Below are 18,561 nucleotides of genomic sequence, written 5' to 3' on the forward strand. Positions count from 1 at the left end.
GAGCCATCATTTCAATTGCGCTCCCATCCGACGCTGAATATGATTCCTCGATATGGCGCGCTCCGGGACGACGAACCGACCTCTGGCGTTGTTGGGGGGAAAGCCGGTGTGGACGGAGCGTTGGCCAGTTTGGCCCCGACATGGCGAGCGCGCCCTCGCGAGGCTCCAGTCGGTCCTCGAGGGAGGTCGCTGGGCGGTGAGCGGCGCATGGAACGGCCAGCGAACGATGGATCAGGAGTTCTCGGAGCGATTCGCGGCCTACCTCGGCGCGTCGCACGCATACACCGTGGACCACGGCTCAAGCGCGCTATTTGCGGCGCTGCAGGCGGTCGGCGTGGGCTTCGGGCAGGAGGTCATCGTGCCTGGGTTGACCTGGGTAGCCTGCGCGAGCGCGGCGCTGCGGCTGAATGCCGTTCCCGTCCTGGTCGACGTCTCCGCGGATACGCTCTGCATGTCGCCGGCGGCCGTCGAGGCGGCCATCACGCCGAGCACGGCGGCCATCCTCGTCGTTCACCTCTACTCGGCGATGGCTGACATGGAGCGCCTCCGCAGCATCGCTGACCGGCACCACCTCCCGCTCGTTGAGGACTGCGCGCAGGCTCACGGCGCGATCTGGGACGGGCGCCATGCGGGCACCCTGGGTGACGTCGCGGCCTTCAGCATGCAGCAGGGCAAGGTGATGACCTGCGGCGAGGGAGGCGCGCTCGTCACTTCGGACCCGGCCATCGCTCGGCGCCTGGAGCTGCTGCGGACCGATGGTCGACGTTACCTCGCCGCGGCGCCGCCCGTCGGTCACCCGGACCTCGAGGAGCGCGGGGACATTCAAGGCTTCAACCTCTGTCTCTCCGAGTTTCAATCCGCGCTGCTCCTCGACGCCCTCGAGCGCCTCGAAGAAGAGACCGAGCAGCGCGCGGCGATGGCCGATCTGCTCGCGCGGCGGCTCGGCGAGCTCAGAGGCGTAGAGCCGATCCGCCCGCATCCGCAGAACACCCGCCGCGCATATTACCATTACGCCGTCCGATTCGAGGCGGAAGAGTTCGCTGGCTGTTCTGTCGAGCAGATCTGCGCTGCGCTCGAGGCTGAGCTTGGTACCTGGGTGCACCCTCCGTACCGTCCCCTGGACGCGCATCCGCTCTATCGCCCGGAGCGGTACGCCGGGCTCCCAGCCGCCCTGCGCGAACGGGCAGATCCGCGCCGATTCCCGCTCCCGGAGGCGCATCGACAGGCGTCGCGGACCCTCCTCTTTCATCATTCCGTCTTGCTCGGGAGCGAGCATCACATCAACGCCATCGCCGAGGCGCTCGCCAAGGTCCAGGCGGGCGCCGCAGCCCTGCGCGCGCTTCCGCGCGGAGTCCGGGTGGAGTCATGAGCGGCTCCTTCCCTCGCGCTTCGGCGGGCAACCCGGATTGCAATGCGGTCGACCTGGTCCGTGCCGCGCTGCGTGATGGCATCGCGCTGCGCTGGCAGCTGCTCGAGGAGCAGACCGAGCAAATCGCGGCCGCCGCTGCCTATCTCCGCGGCGCGATCGAGCGCGGCAACAAGCTGCTCCTCTGCGGCAACGGCGGGAGCGCCGCGGACTGCCAGCACATCGCCGCCGAGCTGACCGGCCGCTTCGGCAGCACGCCGCGCCGCGCCCTACCCGCGCTGGCGCTGACGACGGACACATCGGCGTTGACCGCGATCGCCAACGACTTTGGCTTCGCACAGGTATTCGCGCGTCAAGTCGAGGCGCTCGGCAAGGAGGGCGATGTGCTCTGGGCCGTCTCGACCTCCGGTAGCTCCCCGAACGTGCTCCGCGCCGCCGAGCAGGCGCGCGCTCAGGGGCTATGGGTGCTGGCCATGAGCGGGCCAACGGCGGGCGAGCTCGGCACGCTCGCCGATATCACGATTTGCGTCCCCGGGCGCACCACCGACCGCATCCAGGAGCTGCACGTGACTGTGGGTCATATCATCTGTAACCTGCTCGATCAGGCGTTCGTCAGACCTCGGCCCGCGCCGGCTGCACAGCGAGATGGGGGCTGAGGTCGCTCGTGAGAAGGCTCTTGATCGTCGGCGCCGGCGAGGCCGGTCGGGTGATCGTCCACGAATTCCTGGCCAGCGCCACGATGCGCGCGAAGTATACGATCGCGGGCCTCGTGGATGACTTCCAGAAGCGCGCGATCCGGGGGATCCCGGTCATCGGCGGCATCAAGGATCTAGGCGACCTCGTGGCCCGGAACGACATCGACGAGGTGCTCATCGCGATACCTTCGTCCGACCGGAAGGTCATCGACCGAATCCTGTCCTCGCTGAGCGACTCGCCGGTCAGCGTGAAGATCGTGCCGGGTCTCTATGAGATTGTCGAGGGTCACTTCACGTTGCGCCAGATCCGCGATTTTGACGTGGTCGATCTGCTCGGGCGCGAAGAGATCGGCTTCGATAAGGAGCAGATATCCCCCTGCTTCCACGACAAAGTGGTGTTCGTGACGGGGGCCGGCGGCTCGATCGGCGCGGAGATCTGCAGGCAGCTCCTCGAGCTGCCCGTCAAGAAGGTGATCGCGCTCGGGCGCGGCGAGAGCTCGGTGTACGAGCTGATTCAAGGCCTGGGGGTCGACCAGAGGGTCGAGTATATCATCGGCGACGTTCGAGATTACACCAAGATCGATCGTGAGCTCAGGAGGTGCGCACCGCATATCGTGTTCCATGCCGCCGCGCATAAGCATGTATCGTTCATGGAAGATCACCCCGACGAGGCCCTCAAGAACAACGTCATCGGCACCTTCAACTGCGCGAATATCGCGCTGGAGGCGGGCGTGCAGAGGTTCGTGCTCGTGTCCACGGACAAGGCCGTGGCGCCGACCTCGGTGATGGGCGCGACAAAGCGGCTCGCCGAGTCGATCGTCCTCTCGATGGCCTCGTGGGGAGCAGGGACCCGCTTCTCCGTGACGCGGTTCGGCAACGTGCTCGGATCGCGCGGTAGCGTCTTGCCGCTGTTCAAGCGGCAGATCGAGGCCGGCGGCCCGGTCACCGTGACGCACCCGGAGATGACTCGCTACTTCATGTCGATTCGAGAGGCGGCCCGCCTCGTCATCAAGTCGAGCTCGGCGCAGAGCGGGAGCGTCTTTGTCCTGGACATGGGACAACCAATCAAGATCCTGGACCTCGCTCGCAACTTGATCCAGCTCTACGGACGCACCCCTAACGCCGTGAACATCGTCTTCACCGGCGTCCGGCGAGGCGAGAAGCTGAACGAGCGAACGTTCACGGATCGAGAGACGCTGGAGCCGTCGGAGTTCAAGAGGCTGTTCGTGGCCCGCAACGATGAGGTGCTGATGAGTAGGGGCGAGGTGTCGCGGATGATCGAACAGATAAAGGTCGCCGCGGACGCGCTCTCGCCCGACGAGCTCAGGAGGCTCATCTCGCGGTACGTGCCGGACTATGTTGCCGGAAGCTCGTCATGAGCGAGCCTCGCATCATCGCGTTCTCGCCGCCGGACATCTCCCAGCGGGAGATCGACGCCGTCGTCGAGGTCTTGAGGTCTGGATGGCTCACGACCGGACCGGTCACCAGAGCGTTCGAGAGGGAGATCGCGGCCTACTGCGGCGCCGAGGCGGCCGTCTGCCTGAGCTCGGCGACGGCTGGTTTGGAGCTCGTGCTCCGGCTCCTGGGGGTTGGCCCGGGGGATGAGGTGATCACGACGGCCTATACCTTCGCGGCGACATGCAATGTGATTCGCCACACCGGAGCGTCCCCGGTGTTCGTCGACATCAAGGAGGGTGAGTTTCATCTCTGTCCTACTCAGGTGGAGAGGGCGCTGACCGAGAAGACGAAGGTGGTCATACCTGTCGATTTCGCGGGGTGGCCCTGCGATTACGACGAGCTGAAGGACGTATTGACGTCGCGAGCCTCCCTGTACCGTCCGGCGCCCGGCACGCTCCAGGAGTCCTTTGACCGCGTTGTGTTGTTGTCCGACGCCGCACACTCGTTCGGCGCGACGTACAAGGGGAAGAAGGTCGGTTCGCTGGCCGATTTCACGGTGTTCTCGTTCCACGCCGTGAAGAACCTGACCACCGCCGAAGGCGGGGCCGTCGTCTTCAGCGGCGCCGGCGAGCTGTCTTGCCAGCGCGTCCGCCGCGAGCTCATGCTGCTCGCGATGCACGGGCAGAGCAAGGATGCGATGGAAAAATTCCGGATGGGCGGCTGGTTTTACACCATCGAGGTGCCTGGTTATAAGTACAACATGACAGACATCGCAGCCGCGCTGGGGCGCGCCCAGCTGGCCCGCTACGACGGCGAGCTCCTCCCCAAGCGCCAGGCGATCTTCGACGCTTACTCGGAGGCGCTGGCGCATGAGGCGAGGATCGAGCTCCCGCCGTTCACGGATCGCCGGAAGACTGGGTCCTGCCACCTGTATCCGATCAGGGTGCGCGGCCGCGATGAGGGGACGCGGAACTCGATCATCCAGAAGATGGCCGAGCTCGGGATCAGCACGAACGTCCATTTCATACCCGTGCTGTCGCACCCAGCCTATCTGGACTTCGCACACCTGCGAGCGTCGATCCCGAACACGTTCCGCACGTACGAGAGCGAGATCAGCATGCCGATCTACCCGAGCCTGACCGCTGGGGACGTCGAATATATATGCGATCGACTGCGGAGCGTCCTGGAATCCATTTGAGCCATGATCCGGGCCGCATTTCTCGACCGTGACGGCACGATGATCCACGATCCAGGCTACCTGGCGGACCCGGCGGGCGTCGCGCTGCTCGACGGCACGGCCGCGGCGGTCGCGCTGCTGCGCCGCTCCGGATATGCGGTGGTCGTCGTCAGCAACCAGTCGGGCGTGGCCCGCGGGCTGTATGGCGCGGCCGGCGTCGCTGCCGTCAATCAGCGGATGATGGATCTGCTCGCGGCCGTCGAGCCTGAGGCGCGGATCGCCGCGGTCTACGTCTGCCCCCACGGCCCCGAGGAGGGCTGCCCCTGCCGCAAGCCGCGACCGGGCCTGCTCCTGCGCGCGGCCCTGGACCTCGATATCGACCTGGCAGGGAGCCTGGCCGTCGGTGACAGCTCGCGTGACGTCGAGGCGGCGCTGGCGGCTGGGATCCCGGCGCCGCGCGCTCTACAGCTCGGCGCCCCGGATTCGCGTCCGTCGCTGCTCGCGGCGATCCAGCATTTGCTCCCTCAAGTATCCATCTCACGAGGCGGCCGCACGCCTGGAGTGATCCCATGATCGAACGCTTGCGCGGACGGCTCTCGCGGGGCGACTCCCCGCGCTTCTGGGTGATCGGCGACGTCATGCTGGATCGCTATTACATGGGCTCCGTCGATCGGGTGTCCCCCGAAGCGCCGGTGCCGGTGATGCTGCTCGATCGCATCGAGGACAAGCTGGGGGGGGCCGGGAACGTCGCGCAGAACATCCTCGCCCTCGGGGGTCGCGTGGCGCTGGCAGGTCGCGTCGGCGCGGACGAGCCGGCGGAACGGCTGCGCGCGTTGCTGGCGCGGGCGGGGGTCCTCGCGTCGGGGCTCGCCGAGGATCCCTCGGCGGTCACCACCGTCAAGCTGCGCGTATTGGCGGGCGCGCAGCAGCTCGTTCGCATTGACCATGAACGCCCGGAGCCGCCCGGATCAGGCATGCTCGACGCGCTCCTGGACGGTCTGGCCCGCGACCTGCCTCAGCCGGATTTCGTTCTCCTCTCCGATTACGCCAAAGGGGTGGTCACCTCCGAGCTGATAGAGCGGCTGCGTCGCCTGCTGCCCGCCGTGCCGATCGCCGTCGACCCCAAGGCCCGCGACTACAGCAAATATCGCGGGGCCGACCTCGTCACCCCGAACGAGCACGAGGCGGCGCTCGCCGCCGGCATCAGCGTACGCGATGATGCGTCGTTGCTCGCGGCCGCCGAGAGGTTATCGGCGCTCGTGCCGGGCGCCGCCGTCCTGATCACCCGCGGCCCCCGCGGCATGTCGTTGCTGCTGCCACCGGAGGCGGCTCGACGCTCGGCCGGCGGTGCAGCCGAGCCGCCCGCGACCTCCGACCGGAGGCTCCTCGATGCGCCGGCGCACGCTCGCCGCGTCTTCGACGTGACCGGCGCAGGCGACACGGCGCTCGCCGCGCTGGCGGTGTCGTGGGTGAGCGGCCTGTCGTGGGCCGAGCGCCTCCACGTCGCCAATATCGCTGCCGGCATCAAGGTCGGCAAGATTGGCGCGGTGCCGGTCTTCCTGTCGGAGCTCCTGGCGGCGTTGGCCCAGGGGGCGTGCGGCGCCAAGCTCATCGAGCGACGGCTGCTCGAGGGGCTGCGCCGGAGCGCCACCGCAAACGGCCAGCGGCTGGTCTTCACCAACGGCTGTTTCGACGTGCTGCACGTGGGCCACCTCACGCTGCTGGAGCACGCCCGTCGCATGGGCGATCTGCTGCTGGTGGGCATCAACAGCGACGCGTCGGTGCGGCGGCTCAAGGGCGCGTCGCGGCCGGTCCATCCTGCCGCCGAGCGCGCGGCCCTGCTCTCGGGGTTCTCGTGCGTGGACTTCGTCACCATCTTCGACGAGGACACCCCGCGCGAGGCCATCCTCGCGTGTCGCCCCGATGTGCTGGTCAAGGGCGGCGATTACAGCGAGGCGACGATCGTCGGCGCGCGCGAGGTGCGCGGCTGGGGCGGACAGGTCGAAGTGGTGCCGCTCGTCGCCGACCGCTCCTCGACCCGCCTCATCGAGCGCGGCCCCGAGGAGCGCTGATAGCTCAGCGGACGCGGAGATCGAAGCTGGCGCCGCTCGCGACGCCGGCCTGCGCGCGCGGATCGAAGCGCGCGTGGAGGGCGGCAACGCGGAAACCCTCCGCCTCTGCGGCGGCGGCGATCTCGCCGGGGTGCCACACGCGCTGCCGCAGCGTGCGGTAGATCGATCGCTCCACCAATCCCGTAGGTTTGATGTACTCGAAGAGCTGCTCGCTCGTGAGGACCCTGGCGCTCTCGTCATACGTCTCGATCGATCGCATCGCGACGGAGCGCGCCCCGCGCGGCGTCGCGACGCCCTGGACGATGCCGAAGAACAGCATAGGCCTCGGGAGCGGCGCTGCGATCGTGCTGAGCCGGTCGTCGCTCCTGGCCCGCATGTCGGTGCAGAAGCGCCCCCCTCTCGAGAGGCTTTGCCGCACGTGAGCGAGGACAGCGCGCAGCGAGGCCTCATCGAGGAAGAGCGTGAGGAAATCGTCGACCGCAAGCGCCGCGTCGAGCCGCTCGGGGTATGGGCGCAGCGCGATATCGAGCCGCGAGAGCTTCACCTGCCGGCGCACGCCGCGCTCGGCGCGCTTGAGCTTGTTGCGGAAGAAGGTGAGCACGCGCGGCGAGCGGTCGATCGCGTGCACTTCGTGGCCGTCTCCGGCCAGCGGCAGCGAGAGCCGCCCGGTTCCGCACCCGATGTCGAGGACGCGCGTCACGTCGTCGCCGACGGCGCTGCGGTAGAAATGCACCGTCTCCCGGATATCCGCGTCGCCGGCGCCGGCGTCGAGGAGCTCGGGCTCGAAGAAGTCGTCCTCCCAGGGCCGCAAGCTTGTTCGCGGGCTCTGCTTCATCTGGGGACGATCTCCCTGCGGCGTGGCGAATTCGCCCAGCCCGCCGCGTCGCGGCGCGCCCGAGCGATGGCGGAGCGGATCTCGTCCTCTTCAACCAGCACGAGCGGGTGTCCATGTGTCGTCGCGACGCGCCCCACAGACTCGAGGAGCACGAACGGATGGTAGCCCGGCGGCGCGGGCAGATAGCCGTGCTTGTTGTCGCGGCGGACGACGTCGATGGTCGTCTCGATATCAAGGTCGTCAGGAAACAGGAGCGTGTCGTTGACGGCGCCGAGCAGGCGAAAATGGAGCCAATACTCCTCGTCGGTCAGCATGCCGCGCTGCGCGGAGATCGCGGCCGAGACGAGCATGCCGAGGCCGACCGCGAAGCCGTGCGACAGGCCGTAGGACTGACATTCGAGGGCATGCCCGACGGTGTGGCCGTACTCGAGGCATATGCCTATGTGCTTCTCGTACGGATCGCTCCTCAGCAACATCTGCTTCGCCTCGATCCCGGTCACCACGAGCTCGAGCCAATGATCGGCGTGGTCCGCCCGCGCGGCGAGCTCGAGGAGGTCGCTCGTCCGCCGGGCGTCGAAGACCAGGCAGTTCTTGATCAGCTCGTTGACGCCCGACGCCAGCTCTCGGCAGTGGAGCGTCTCCAGGAACTTCAGGCTGATGAAGCTCGCCGTCGGAAGGTAATAGAGGCCAAACAGGTTCTTCCCCCTCGGCCCGTTCACCGCCTGCTTGAGCGACAATATCGAGTCGGACATCGCCAGCAGCGTCGTCGGGATGTGGATCAGCGGGACGCCGCGGTAGAGGAGCGCCGCGACCATCCCGGCGACGTTTCCGGTGAGACCGCCGCCGATCGCGAGGACGAGGCTGCGACGGGTCAGCCCGGCGCTGATCGCTTGATCGAGCAGCAGATTCACGCTGGCGAGCGTCTTCAGGGACTCCTGTGGCTCGACGGTGCCCCATGCGATCGGGATGCGCGCGCCGTAGCGCCTCTGAAGCTCGCGACCATAGAGCTCCCAGACCCGTCGATCCACGACCATGAAGGCGCGATCGGCGCCGCGCTCGATGCAGTGGTCGATGCACGCGTCGTGCACATCGTGGCCGATCGTGATCGGCATTGATTGTTCTGCGAACGAAAACGCAATCGTCCGTGGCGGTGGTGCGCGCTTGGCTGCGGCCCCGATGCCCATGTGCCCCGCTGGTGACTCAACCCCCATGAACGTGCGAGTATCGCAGCCGCGTCCAGCGACGTCCAGCTACATTTGGCCTCGCACCACTATATCTGCGCTCGCGCCACGTTCAGGACGCTCATTAGGCGAGCCGGATCGGGTGGATTGGCTAGGGAGCTCTGTAGCTCGGCGGCAGCGCGACGGCGCCTGTTGAGGGAGAGCTGCGCGTGAAGGGTCCGCTCGGCCTGGACGAAGACGTAGTTGAGATAACTGGCGACGATCGCCGTGAATGACTCGATACCGGTGAGCTCGGCGTGGCCGCCGGCCCGGCGGTAAGCCGCCAGCGTGCCTTGGATCCCCTTGATATCGATCTCGTCTCCGTGAACGTGCCAGTCCCAAAGAGCCATCGCCAGCACCCTGTCCGGCATCTCCGGGCCGGAGTCGTCCCAGTCGAGCAGCACATACTCATCGGAAGCGCGCTCGCGCGTGACGTTATCGGGTTGCAGATCGAGGTGCCAGCAGATCATCGCCGTAGGCTCTGCTGGGGTGACCAGGTCGGCGAGGGAGAGCAGCGACCCTAGCCGGCTGCGTATCGCGCTCACCCAATCGGCGCCTCCGGCGTCGCCGGCGGCGATGAGCTCCTCCCAGCGCTTCGGCGTGGGGCACGCGTCATACCAAGGGTCGTGGTCAGCGCCGTCAGCAGGGTAACTCAAGCCATGGATCCGGCCGATCGCGCTGCCTACCCACTCGGACAGCCCGGGGTCCGCCGTCTGGACAGGATGACCGTCGATCCAGCTGCAGAGTCGAACCGTCGCCCCCCCGAGCTCGGCCGGGAGCGAGCACAGATGCCGGCCGTCGACGGTGCTCAGGTTGGCAGGGGCCCGGATCCCGCATCGGGCGGCGGCGTCTTGGAACGCGACTTGGCGGGCCACCCTGTCCTCGTCGGTCCTTCGAAATAGCTCTTTGACGGCCCACGCGGCGCCGGCGGCGTCGAGGCGATAGACGCGGCCCATTTCGCCGCCGCCCACGGGGACCATGCGCTCCGGGCGACCCCCGAGCCCGAACCGCTCCGCGATATAGCGCGCCGCGGCATCGTTCGCCTCTAGGCCTTGCATCGTGTAGGGTGATAGTCAACGAGCCGGCCAACGCAAGGCGGTTTCTTCGCCCGCGACGCTGTCCCGAGTGATCCCGTCCACGAGAGACGAGTTGGCTCGTCGAGAGGCGATCCTCCAGGATTGTCGGGCTCGCCGGGCGATTCCCGTCGTTGGCCGGCGAGCCGGCGTGGGGCGTGGATGGAGCACTTCCCGGTGCTCGGGGTCCCTTCCGGGCTCGCGGTGGGGCTCGGGGTGCTCGTGGCGCCAGCGGGCGAGGTCGAGCAACCCGGGCTCCGCGACCTTGAACGACTCCGACCGATCGATCCCCGCGCGTCGAGGATGCGCTATGAAGCGCTCCGCCCCGTTGTGGCCCAGGTAGGGGTTCTCTTTCGTGCCGACGAAGACACGTTGCTGGCCCGGTCAGATGGCACGCCAGGCTCCGAGTGCGCGCATCACATCGCCGGATCCGGCCAGATCGGCCCGCGTGTACCTGAACCCGCTCACCTCGGGCAGTCGAGGTGAGGGCGGGAAGGAGGGCTATCCCGCTATCCCCTCCCCGTCCGCCGCGACCGCCATCTGCCGCAGCGCCGCGAGCCGCGACGGCCGCGCCAGGAGCCCCCCGACCGTCTGGTCCGCGACCAGCTCCGCGATCTGCTCCGGCCGGTACCCGAGCGCCGCAGCGTCGCTGGCGGCGAGCGGATGGATGCGCCCGGCCCCCCCGGGGCGGTACCAGTTCTGCACGCTCTCGTCCTGCGCCAGCACCGTCAGCGCGCACAGGTAGGCGTCCACCTCGCGGAACGTCCCCTCCCCCACCCCGCGCCCGATCATCGCCGCCACGGCCTCGGTCAGCGCGCGCCGCTCGGCCCAGTAGGTCGCGAACGCCTCCGGATCCCGCTCGCTGAAGCGGTGGATCTCCGTGATCTCCAGCGGGAAGCCGCACACCGTCTCCACGTCGAACCGCACGAAGCGCCAGAGCTGCACGTCGGCGGCGCCGCCGCTCGCCTCGAGCCTGCGCGCGTACGAGAGCGGCAGGCGGTTCACCTGCTGCAGGATCTCCGCGACGATCAGCTCCTTGCGCCGGAACCAGTAGTACAGCGACGACTGCCGGAGCCCGGCCGCCTGCGCGATCTCGAGCATCGACACGTCGACGACCCCGCGCTCGGCGAACAGCCGGCCCGCCACCTCCAGGATCTGCTCGCGCGGCGCGAGCTCGCTGCGCTGCGGCGCCTTGCGCGGCCGGCCCATCCGGCGCGGGCTCCCTTCGGCCTTCTGACCGCCTTCGGCGCTCTGACTGCCTTCGGCGCTTTGAGCAGGGGGAATCTCCGTCTTCATCATCTCCCGGGGTGGCCGTCGCGCCATCGCGCTCATCGATCCGCGCTCGCGTCCCTGTGCCATCCGCTCTTCCAGCGCGGTGGTCGCACGTCAACACGGGAAGAATACAAACCGCCAGGGCGCCAAGGACGCCGAGGGGAGAATTTTCAGGCTTGCTTCGACGCCCGCCTCACCCGGGTTGGGGCGGCCCGCCTCACCCGGGTTGGGGCGGCCCGTCTCACCCAGGTTGGGGCGGCCCGCCTCACCCGGGTTGGGGCGGCCCGCCTCACCCAGGTTGGGACGGCCCACCTCACCCAGGTTGGGCCCGCCTCACCCGGGTTGGGACGGCCCACCTCACCCAGGTTGGGCCCGCCTCACCCAGGTTGGGACGGCCCGCCTCACCCAGGTTGGGACCGCGGGATCCCCGCCGCGCCGCCACCGGGAAAAATCGCCCGCGCCCTGCATTTTACCCCCGCGAAACAGGCCGGAAACCCCGCCCCCGGATAGTCGACCCGTAGTTTCGATTATCTATCGAAAGTGAGGCGGGCGATGTCTGAAACGGCCACAACGTACGCCGCGCGCGCGCACGCGCGCGCCCAGGAAGGCAGCGTCGTCGAGACGCAACCCACCGTGCCGAGCACGTCGATCGGCGACCCGCCCCCGGGCGTGGAAGCGCGCGACGTCCTCTGGGACGAGACCCTCGGCGCCGGCGGCTACGCGGCGCGCACCCTCCCCGTCGGCAGCCGGCTCCGGATCGTCGACGTCGAGGGCGACACCTGCGTCGCCCTCATGCTCCACCGCGCGGACCGCCCCATCGAGCGGCTCTGCCTCGCCGACACCGTGAAGCTCCAGTGGCAGGCCTATCCCGGCCCCGGCTACCTGCTCCTCTCCGACATGGGGCGCGTCCTCGCCTCCCTCCTCGAGGACACCGCCGGCCGCCACGACACCTTCTGCGGCACCTCGCTCCCGGGCGAGATCGCCTCCCGCTACGGCAGCGACGCCCACGGCGGCGCCCTCCGCTCCGGCCGCGAGCGGCTCCTCCTCGCCCTCGCCAAGCACGGCCTCACCGAGCGCGACCTCCCCACGCCCATCAACCTCTTCAAGGGCGTCCGCATCGAGGCCGACGGCGCCATCACCCTCCTCCCCGACTCGTCCCGGCCGGGCGCCCACGTGCTCCTCCGCGCCGAGCAGGACGTCCTCGTCAGCGTCGCCGCCGCGCCGCACCGCCTCGACCCGCGCCCGGCCTACCGCGCCGGCAAGGTCCGCCTCACCGCCTGGCGCGGCCGCCCCGCCCCGGACGACGACCCCGCGCGCAACGCCACGCCCGAGGCGCGCCGCGCCTTCGAGAACACCGCCGAGGAGCTCGCGGTCGCCCTCCGGGCAGGAGGCGCGCGATGAGCCCCGCCGCCCCCGGAAAGCCGGTCGCCGCCCTGCGCGACCCCGCCCTCGCCGGCCTGCCCGGCGCCCTCGTCTCCGACGAGATCGTCCCGGCCCGCGCGCCGTGGGCCAAGATCGTCCGCGCCGGCGAGATCCTCCGCGTCATCGACCTCGAGGGCAACCAGGCCGTCGACTTCCTCGCCTACGTCCTCGCCGACACCGCCGAGCGCTACAGCGCCGCCGACACCATCGTCGCCCAGCGCAACATCTTCCTCACCACCGGCGCGAAGCTCCGCTCGAACCGCGGCCGCGTGATGATGACCATCACCGACGACAGCTGCGGCCGGCACGACACCTCCGGCGGCGCCTGCTCGTGCGAGTCGAACACCGTCCGCTACGGCCACCACACAAAGCACCAGCACGCCTGCGTCGAGAACTTCCTCATGGCCGCCGCGCCCTACGGCCTCGGCAAGCGCGACCTCGTCGGCAACATCAACTGGTTCATGAACGTCCCCGTCGAGGCCGACGGCACCCTCGGCATCGTCGACGGCCTGTCCGCGCCCGGCAAGCACGTCGACCTCCGCGCCGAGCTCGACCTGCTGCTCCTCGTCTCGAACTGCCCGCAGATCAACAACCCCTGCAACGCCTTCAACCCGACCCCGATCCGCATGGCGGTGGTGCGGCCATGAGCGCCCCCCCGCCCTTCCGCCGCGTCCTCGTCGCCAACCGCGGCGAGATCGCGTGCCGCATCCTCCGCACCCTCCGGCGCCTCGGGATCGCCTCGGTCGCCGTCTTCTCCGACGCCGACCGCGCCGCGCTCCACGTGCGCCTCGCCGACCACGCCGTCCGCCTCGGCGGCCAGACGCCCGCCGAGAGCTACCTGCGCATCGACGCCGTCGTCGACGCCGCCCGCCGCGCCGGCGCCGACGCGATCCACCCGGGTTACGGATTCCTCAGCGAATCCGAGGGCTTCGCCCGCGCGGTGGAGGCCGCGGGCCTCGTCTTCATCGGGCCGACGCCGGCCCAGATGGAGGCGTTCGGGAGCAAGCACCGGGCGCGGGAGCTCGCCGTCGAGGCGGGCGTGCCGCTCCTGCCGGGCACCGGCGTGCTCCGGGACGCGGACCACGCCGCCGCCGAGGCCGCGGCCATCGGCTACCCCGTGCTGCTCAAGGCGAGCGCGGGCGGCGGCGGCATCGGCATGGCCCGGTGCGACGCGCCGGCGGAGCTCCCCGCGGCGTTCGAGCGGGTGCAGCGCCTCGCCCGCGCGAACTTCGGCTCGGGCGACGTGTTCCTCGAGCGCTTCCTCACCGCGCCCCGCCACGTGGAGGTCCAGATCGCCGGCGACGGCCGCGGCGACGTCCTCGTCCTCGGCGACCGCGACTGCTCGGTGCAGCGCCGAAACCAGAAGGTCCTCGAGGAGGCGCCCGCGCCCGACCTGCCGCCCCGGCTGCGCTCGGCGCTCGCGGAGTCGGCCCGCGCGCTCGCCGCGAAGGTCGCCTACCGGAACGTGGGCACCGTCGAGTTCCTCGTCGATCCCGCCCGCGCGGAGCACTACTTCCTCGAGGTCAACACGCGCCTCCAGGTCGAGCACGGCGTGACCGAGCTCTGCGCCGGCGTCGACCTCGTGGAGTGGATGCTGCGCATCGCCGCGGGCGACACGGCGTTCTTCGAGGGCGGCGATCCGCCGCTCTCCGGCCACGCGATCGAGGCCCGGCTCTACGCCGAGGACCCGGCGCGGGGGTTCTTGCCGAGCGCGGGGCTGCTCACCGAGGTGCGCTATCCGGAGGGCGCGGGCGTGCGGGTCGACGGGTGGGTCGAGACGGGCACCGAGGTCTCGGCGCTCTACGATCCGCTGCTGACCAAGCTCCTCGTGCGCGGCGCGGACCGGGCCGCGGCGGTCGCGGCGCTGCGCGCCGCCGTCGGGGAGACCCGGCTCGGCGGGATCGAGACGAACCGCGAGTGGGTCGCGGCCGCGCTCGATCACCCCGACTTCCGCGGGGTCCGGCACCACACCGGCACGTTCGCGTCGCTGCCGTTCCGCCCGGAGGCGGTCGAGGTGACGGCGGCGCCGGGCGCGGTGACCGTGCAGGACTGGCCCGGGCGGCTCGGCCTGTGGTCGGTCGGCGTGCCGCCGAGCGGGCCGATGGACGACCTGTCGTTCCGCCTCGGCAACCGCGTCGTGGGCAACCCGGCGGGCGCCGCGGGGCTCGAGTGCGAGGTGCACGGGCCCACGCTCGTGTTCCACCGGCGCGCGGTCCTGTGCGTCGCGGGCGCCGCCATGCGCGTGCTGGTCGACGGGGCCGAGGTGGCGCCGTGGACGCCGGTCGAGGTCGCGCCGGGCGCCACCGTGGCGTGCGGGCCGGTGCGGGGGCCGGGCGCGCGCGCCTACCTGCTCATCCGCGGCGGCATCGACGTGCCGGCGCACCTCGGCAGCCGCGCCACGTTCACCCTCGGCGGCTTCGGCGGCCACGCGGGCAGGCCGCTCCGCCCCGGCGACGTGCTGCGCCTCGGCGAGGAGGTCGACCCGGCCCTCGCCCCCGGCGCGCTGCCGGCCGAGGCCCGGCCGGAGATCGGCAGGTCCTGGGAGCTCGCCGTGCTCGACGGGCCGCACGGGGCGCCGGACTTCCTCACGGACGAGGGGATCGAGCAGCTCTACGCGGCCGAGTGGGAGGTGCACTACCACTCTGCCCGCACCGGCGTCCGCCTCGTCGGGCCCGCGCCGGCGTGGGCGCGCACCGACGGCGGCGAGGCGGGGCTGCACCCCTCGAACCTGCACGACAACGCGTACGCGATCGGCGCGGTCGACCTCACCGGGGACATGCCCGTCATCCTCGGCCCCGACGGCCCGAGCCTGGGCGGATTCGTGTGCCCGCTCACCATCGCTGCGGCCGAGCGGTGGAAGCTCGGCCAGCTGAGCGCCGGGGACAAGGTGCGGTTCCGGTCGATCCTGCCGGCGGAAGCCGACGCGCTGGCGCAGCGGAGCGACGCGCTCGTGGCGCGGCGCGGGGCCGCGACGAACGGCGCGACGGCGCGCGCGGCCAACGGCGCCGCGGCGCGCGCGGCCAACGGCGCGACGGCGCACGCCGCCGACGGCGCGGCGGCGCGCGCGGCCAACGGCGCGCCCGCCGCGGCATCGAGCGGCGCGCGGCGCCGGCGCGGCGATCCGGTGCTGGGCCGCGTCCCGGCGCGCGACGGCCGGCCCGCGGTGGTCTTCCGGCAGAGCGGCGACCGTTACGTGCTCGTCGAGTTCGGGCCGCCGGTGCTCGACATCGACCTGCGCGTGCGCGCGCACCTGCTCATGACGCGGCTCGAGGAGATGCGCGTGCCGGGCGTGGTCGACCTGACGCCCGGGATCCGCTCGCTCCAGGTGCACGTCGACGGCGCGCGGCTCACCGTGGCCAAGGCCCTCGACCTGCTCCGCGAGGCCGAGGCCGACCTGCCCGCGCCGGAGGAGGTCCGCATCCCGAGCCGCGTCGTCCACATGCCGCTCAGCTGGGACGACCCGGCGACCCGCGAGGCGATCGAGCGCTACATGCGCACGGTCCGCGACGACGCGCCGTGGTGCCCGAGCAACCTCGAGTTCATCCGCCGGGTCAACGGGCTGCCGGACATCGCGGCGGTCCAGGAGATCTTCCTCGCGGCGAGCTACCTCGTGCTCGGCCTCGGCGACGTGTACCTCGGCGCGCCGGTCGCGACGCCGATCGACCCGCGGCACCGGATGGTCACGACCAAGTACAACCCGGCGCGCACGTGGACACCCGAGAACGCCGTCGGCATCGGCGGCGCGTACCTGTGCATCTACGGCATGGAGGGGCCGGGCGGGTACCAGTTCCTCGGCCGCACGGTGCCGGTCTGGAGCCGCCACCGGCCGTTCCGGCAGACCACGCGCGAGCGGCCGTGGCTCCTGCGGTTCTTCGACCAGCTCCGGTTCCACCTCGTGTCGCCGGAGGAGCTGCTCGAGCTCCGCGCCGACATGGTGGCCGGGCGCGGCGAGGTGCGCATCGAGGAGACGACGTTCGACCTGGGCGAGCACCACCGCTTCCTCGACGACAACGCCGAGAGCATCCGCGCGGCCCGGGCGCGGCAGCGGGCGGCGTTCGACGCCGAGCGCGGCCGCTGGGAGGCGGACGGCGAGTTCGACCGCGTGCGCCGCGCGGGCGCCCGGCTCGAGGGCGCCTCGTCCGCCGCCGAGGACGCGCTGCCGACCGGGATGCTGCCGGTGACGGCGCCGCTCACCGCGTGCGTGTGGAAGGTGGACGTGGCGCCGGGGCAGCGCGTCGAGGCGGGCCAGCGCGTGGCCGTGCTCGAGGCGATGAAGATGGAGTTCGCCGTGGTGGCCGACGTGGCCGGCGCGGTCGACTGGATCGGCTGCCGCCCGGGCCAGATGGTCAGCGCGGGCCAGCCGCTCGTGGGGGTGTCGGCCGATGCGTGATCCGATCTCGACAGCGGCGCCGGACCGCCGCGGCGCGGCCGGCGCGGGCTCCGCCGCGCACGGCGCGCTCGGCGCGGGCTCCGCGGCGCACGGCGCGCTCGGCGCGGGCTCCGCGGCGCAAGGCAGCAGCGACGCCGACGACCTCGCGCGCCTGGGCTACCGCCAGGAGCTGCGGCGCGACCTGGGGAGCCTGTCGGCCTTCGCGGCGGGCTTCTCGTACGTCTCGATCCTCACGACCGTCTTCCAGCTCTTCGTGATCGGGTACGCCTTCGGCGGGACGCGGTTCTTCTGGACGTGGCCGGTGGTCTTCCTCGGCCAGCTCGCGGTCGCGCTCAACCTCGCCGAGGTCGGCTCGCACTACCCGGTGGCCGGCTCGGTCTACCAGTGGGGGCGCCGCGTGTCGCCCGGCGCGCCGGGGTGGCTCGCGGGCTGGCTGAAGCTCGTCGGCGACGTCGTGAGCGTCGCGGCGGCGGCCATCGCGCTGCAGGCGATCTTGCCGAGCGTCTGGGGCGGGTTCCAGCTCCTCGGCGGCGACCCGTCGCTCACGTCGCGCGACGGCGCGGCGAACGCCGTGCTGCTCGGCGCGGGGCTCGTCGCGCTGACGACGGCGATCAACATGGCCGGGGTGCGGGCGATGGCCTGGGTCAACGACGTCGGCGTGATGGCGGAGCTCGGCGGCGTCGTGCTGCTGATCGGCGCGCTGTTCCTGCACGCGGTGCGGGGTCCGGCGGTGGTGCTCGAGCCGATCTACGGGCCGTCGCCGCCCCTGGGCGCGGGGGCGGCGGGCCTGCTCGCGGCCGCGCTCATGCCGGCGTACGTGCTCTACGGCTTCGACTCGGCCGGGTCGCTGGCCGAGGAGACGCAGAGCCCGCGGCGGATCATCCCGCGGGCGATCCTGAAGGCCATCGTGGCCTCCGGGGTGGGCGGCGCGCTGCTCCTGCTCGCGGCGCTGATGGCGGCGCCGAGCCTGACCGACGGCCGCCTCGCGACCGAGGGCCTGGCCTACGTGGTCGTGAGCGCCCTCGGCCCGACGCTGGGCAAGGTGTTCCTGGTCGACGTGGCGCTGGCGGTGTGCGTCTGCACGCTGGCGATCCAGACCGGCGCCTCGCGCCTCGCGTTCTCGATGGCGCGGGACGGGGCGCTGCCGTGCGCGCCGGCGCTCGCGCGCGTGTCGCCGCGCACGAAGACGCCCGTCCTCCCGGCGATCGCGGTCGGCGCGCTCGCGTGCGGCATGCTCGTCGTGAACTACGGCGAGGCGCAGCTGTTCGTGCTCATCACGGAGACGGCCGTGCTGCTCGTGAACCTCTCGTACCTGCTCGTGACGGCGGGGATGCTCCTCCGCCGGCTGCGCGGGTGGCCGGGCAGCTCCGGGGCCCCGGCCGGCGTGTTCTCCCTCGGGCGGGCCGGGCTCGCGCTGAACGCCGCGGCCGTCGCGTGGGGGGTCGCGCTGATCGCCAACATCGCGTGGCCGCGGCGGGCCGGCGAGTCGGCGTGGATGGAGTACTTCCCGGTGATCGGGGTCGCGGGCACGATCGCCGCCGGGCTGGCGCTCTTCGTGGCGACGCAGAGGCCGAGCGGAGAACGGGTCGCCGTCAGCCCGCCGCGGGAGAGCTCGGCGTCGCTGATCTCCTGAGGCGGGCT

The 18,561-nt window shown here is 71.1% G+C and carries 14 protein-coding genes; 10 read left to right on the forward strand and 4 right to left on the reverse strand.

Features of this window, described 5'->3' with window-relative positions; genetic code table 11:
- Positions 1 to 52 precede the first annotated feature (52 nt).
- The 6 genes from NQZ70_RS30925 to rfaE2 are packed head-to-tail and all read left to right on the forward strand — an operon-like array spanning position 53 to position 6,708.
- Positions 53 to 1,369, forward strand: coding sequence for a DegT/DnrJ/EryC1/StrS aminotransferase family protein (locus NQZ70_RS30925; RefSeq protein ID WP_129577429.1), 1,317 nt, complete (start codon positions 53 to 55; stop codon positions 1,367 to 1,369).
- On the forward strand, positions 1,366 to 2,022 hold the full coding sequence (locus NQZ70_RS30930; protein WP_129577430.1) for an SIS domain-containing protein: 657 nt from the start codon (positions 1,366 to 1,368) through the stop codon (positions 2,020 to 2,022). The genes NQZ70_RS30925 and NQZ70_RS30930 overlap by 4 nt, the downstream gene beginning before the upstream one ends.
- 8 nt (positions 2,023 to 2,030) lie before the next feature.
- Entirely contained in the window at positions 2,031 to 3,440 is a 1,410-nt protein-coding gene (locus NQZ70_RS30935; protein ID WP_129577431.1) for a nucleoside-diphosphate sugar epimerase/dehydratase, read from the forward strand.
- Positions 3,437 to 4,657 (forward strand): DegT/DnrJ/EryC1/StrS aminotransferase family protein, encoded by a 1,221-nt coding sequence (locus tag NQZ70_RS30940; RefSeq protein WP_129577432.1) that lies wholly within the window; start codon positions 3,437 to 3,439, stop codon positions 4,655 to 4,657. The genes NQZ70_RS30935 and NQZ70_RS30940 overlap by 4 nt, the downstream gene beginning before the upstream one ends.
- 3 nt (positions 4,658 to 4,660) lie before the next feature.
- Entirely contained in the window at positions 4,661 to 5,209 is a 549-nt protein-coding gene (locus tag NQZ70_RS30945; RefSeq protein ID WP_129577433.1) for an HAD-IIIA family hydrolase, read from the forward strand.
- The gene (gene rfaE2 / locus NQZ70_RS30950) at positions 5,206 to 6,708 is read left to right on the forward strand and encodes a D-glycero-beta-D-manno-heptose 1-phosphate adenylyltransferase (RefSeq protein WP_129577434.1); all 1,503 of its coding nucleotides are present in this window, start codon (positions 5,206 to 5,208) and stop codon (positions 6,706 to 6,708) included. The genes NQZ70_RS30945 and rfaE2 overlap by 4 nt, the downstream gene beginning before the upstream one ends.
- Before the next feature lie 4 nt (positions 6,709 to 6,712).
- On the opposite strand, the gene NQZ70_RS30955 is transcribed toward rfaE2, so the two are convergent.
- The 4 genes from NQZ70_RS30955 to NQZ70_RS30970 all read right to left on the reverse strand — a co-directional run bounded on the left by NQZ70_RS30955 (position 6,713) and on the right by NQZ70_RS30970 (position 11,045).
- Positions 6,713 to 7,543, reverse strand: coding sequence for a class I SAM-dependent methyltransferase (locus tag NQZ70_RS30955; RefSeq protein WP_129577435.1), 831 nt, complete (start codon positions 7,541 to 7,543; stop codon positions 6,713 to 6,715).
- Entirely contained in the window at positions 7,540 to 8,655 is a 1,116-nt protein-coding gene (locus tag NQZ70_RS30960; protein WP_165374258.1) for an iron-containing alcohol dehydrogenase, read from the reverse strand. Before NQZ70_RS30960 ends, NQZ70_RS30955 begins: the two co-directional genes overlap by 4 nt.
- Positions 8,656 to 8,813: 158 nt before the next feature.
- The gene (locus tag NQZ70_RS30965; RefSeq protein WP_129577437.1) at positions 8,814 to 9,821 is read right to left on the reverse strand and encodes a phosphotransferase enzyme family protein; all 1,008 of its coding nucleotides are present in this window, start codon (positions 9,819 to 9,821) and stop codon (positions 8,814 to 8,816) included.
- A gap of 516 nt (positions 9,822 to 10,337) precedes the next feature.
- Complete coding sequence (locus tag NQZ70_RS30970; RefSeq protein WP_129577438.1) at positions 10,338 to 11,045, reverse strand: TetR/AcrR family transcriptional regulator; 708 nt, start codon at positions 11,043 to 11,045, stop codon at positions 10,338 to 10,340.
- Positions 11,046 to 11,660: 615 nt separating this feature from the next.
- On the opposite strand from NQZ70_RS30970, the gene NQZ70_RS30975 reads away from it, so the two are divergent.
- Genes NQZ70_RS30975 through NQZ70_RS30990 form a run of 4 tightly spaced genes read left to right on the forward strand, consistent with a single transcriptional unit; the run spans position 11,661 to position 18,553 of the window.
- Positions 11,661 to 12,509 (forward strand): urea amidolyase associated protein UAAP1, encoded by an 849-nt coding sequence (locus tag NQZ70_RS30975; RefSeq protein WP_129577439.1) that lies wholly within the window; start codon positions 11,661 to 11,663, stop codon positions 12,507 to 12,509.
- Positions 12,506 to 13,177, forward strand: coding sequence for an urea amidolyase associated protein UAAP2 (locus tag NQZ70_RS30980; RefSeq protein ID WP_129577440.1), 672 nt, complete (start codon positions 12,506 to 12,508; stop codon positions 13,175 to 13,177). Before NQZ70_RS30975 ends, NQZ70_RS30980 begins: the two co-directional genes overlap by 4 nt.
- Positions 13,174 to 16,920 carry an urea carboxylase gene (uca, locus tag NQZ70_RS30985; RefSeq protein WP_129577441.1) on the forward strand — a complete coding sequence of 1,249 codons (3,747 nt, stop codon included), beginning with the start codon at positions 13,174 to 13,176 and terminating at the stop codon, positions 16,918 to 16,920. The genes NQZ70_RS30980 and uca overlap by 4 nt, the downstream gene beginning before the upstream one ends.
- On the forward strand, positions 16,913 to 18,553 hold the full coding sequence (locus tag NQZ70_RS30990) for an amino acid permease (RefSeq protein WP_129577442.1): 1,641 nt from the start codon (positions 16,913 to 16,915) through the stop codon (positions 18,551 to 18,553). The genes uca and NQZ70_RS30990 overlap by 8 nt, the downstream gene beginning before the upstream one ends.
- The last annotated feature ends 8 nt before the right edge of the window (positions 18,554 to 18,561 follow it).

The sequence above is a fragment of the Sorangium sp. So ce836 genome (genome assembly GCF_028553905.1).
GTDB lineage: Bacteria > Myxococcota_A > Polyangia > Polyangiales > Polyangiaceae > Sorangium > Sorangium cellulosum_D.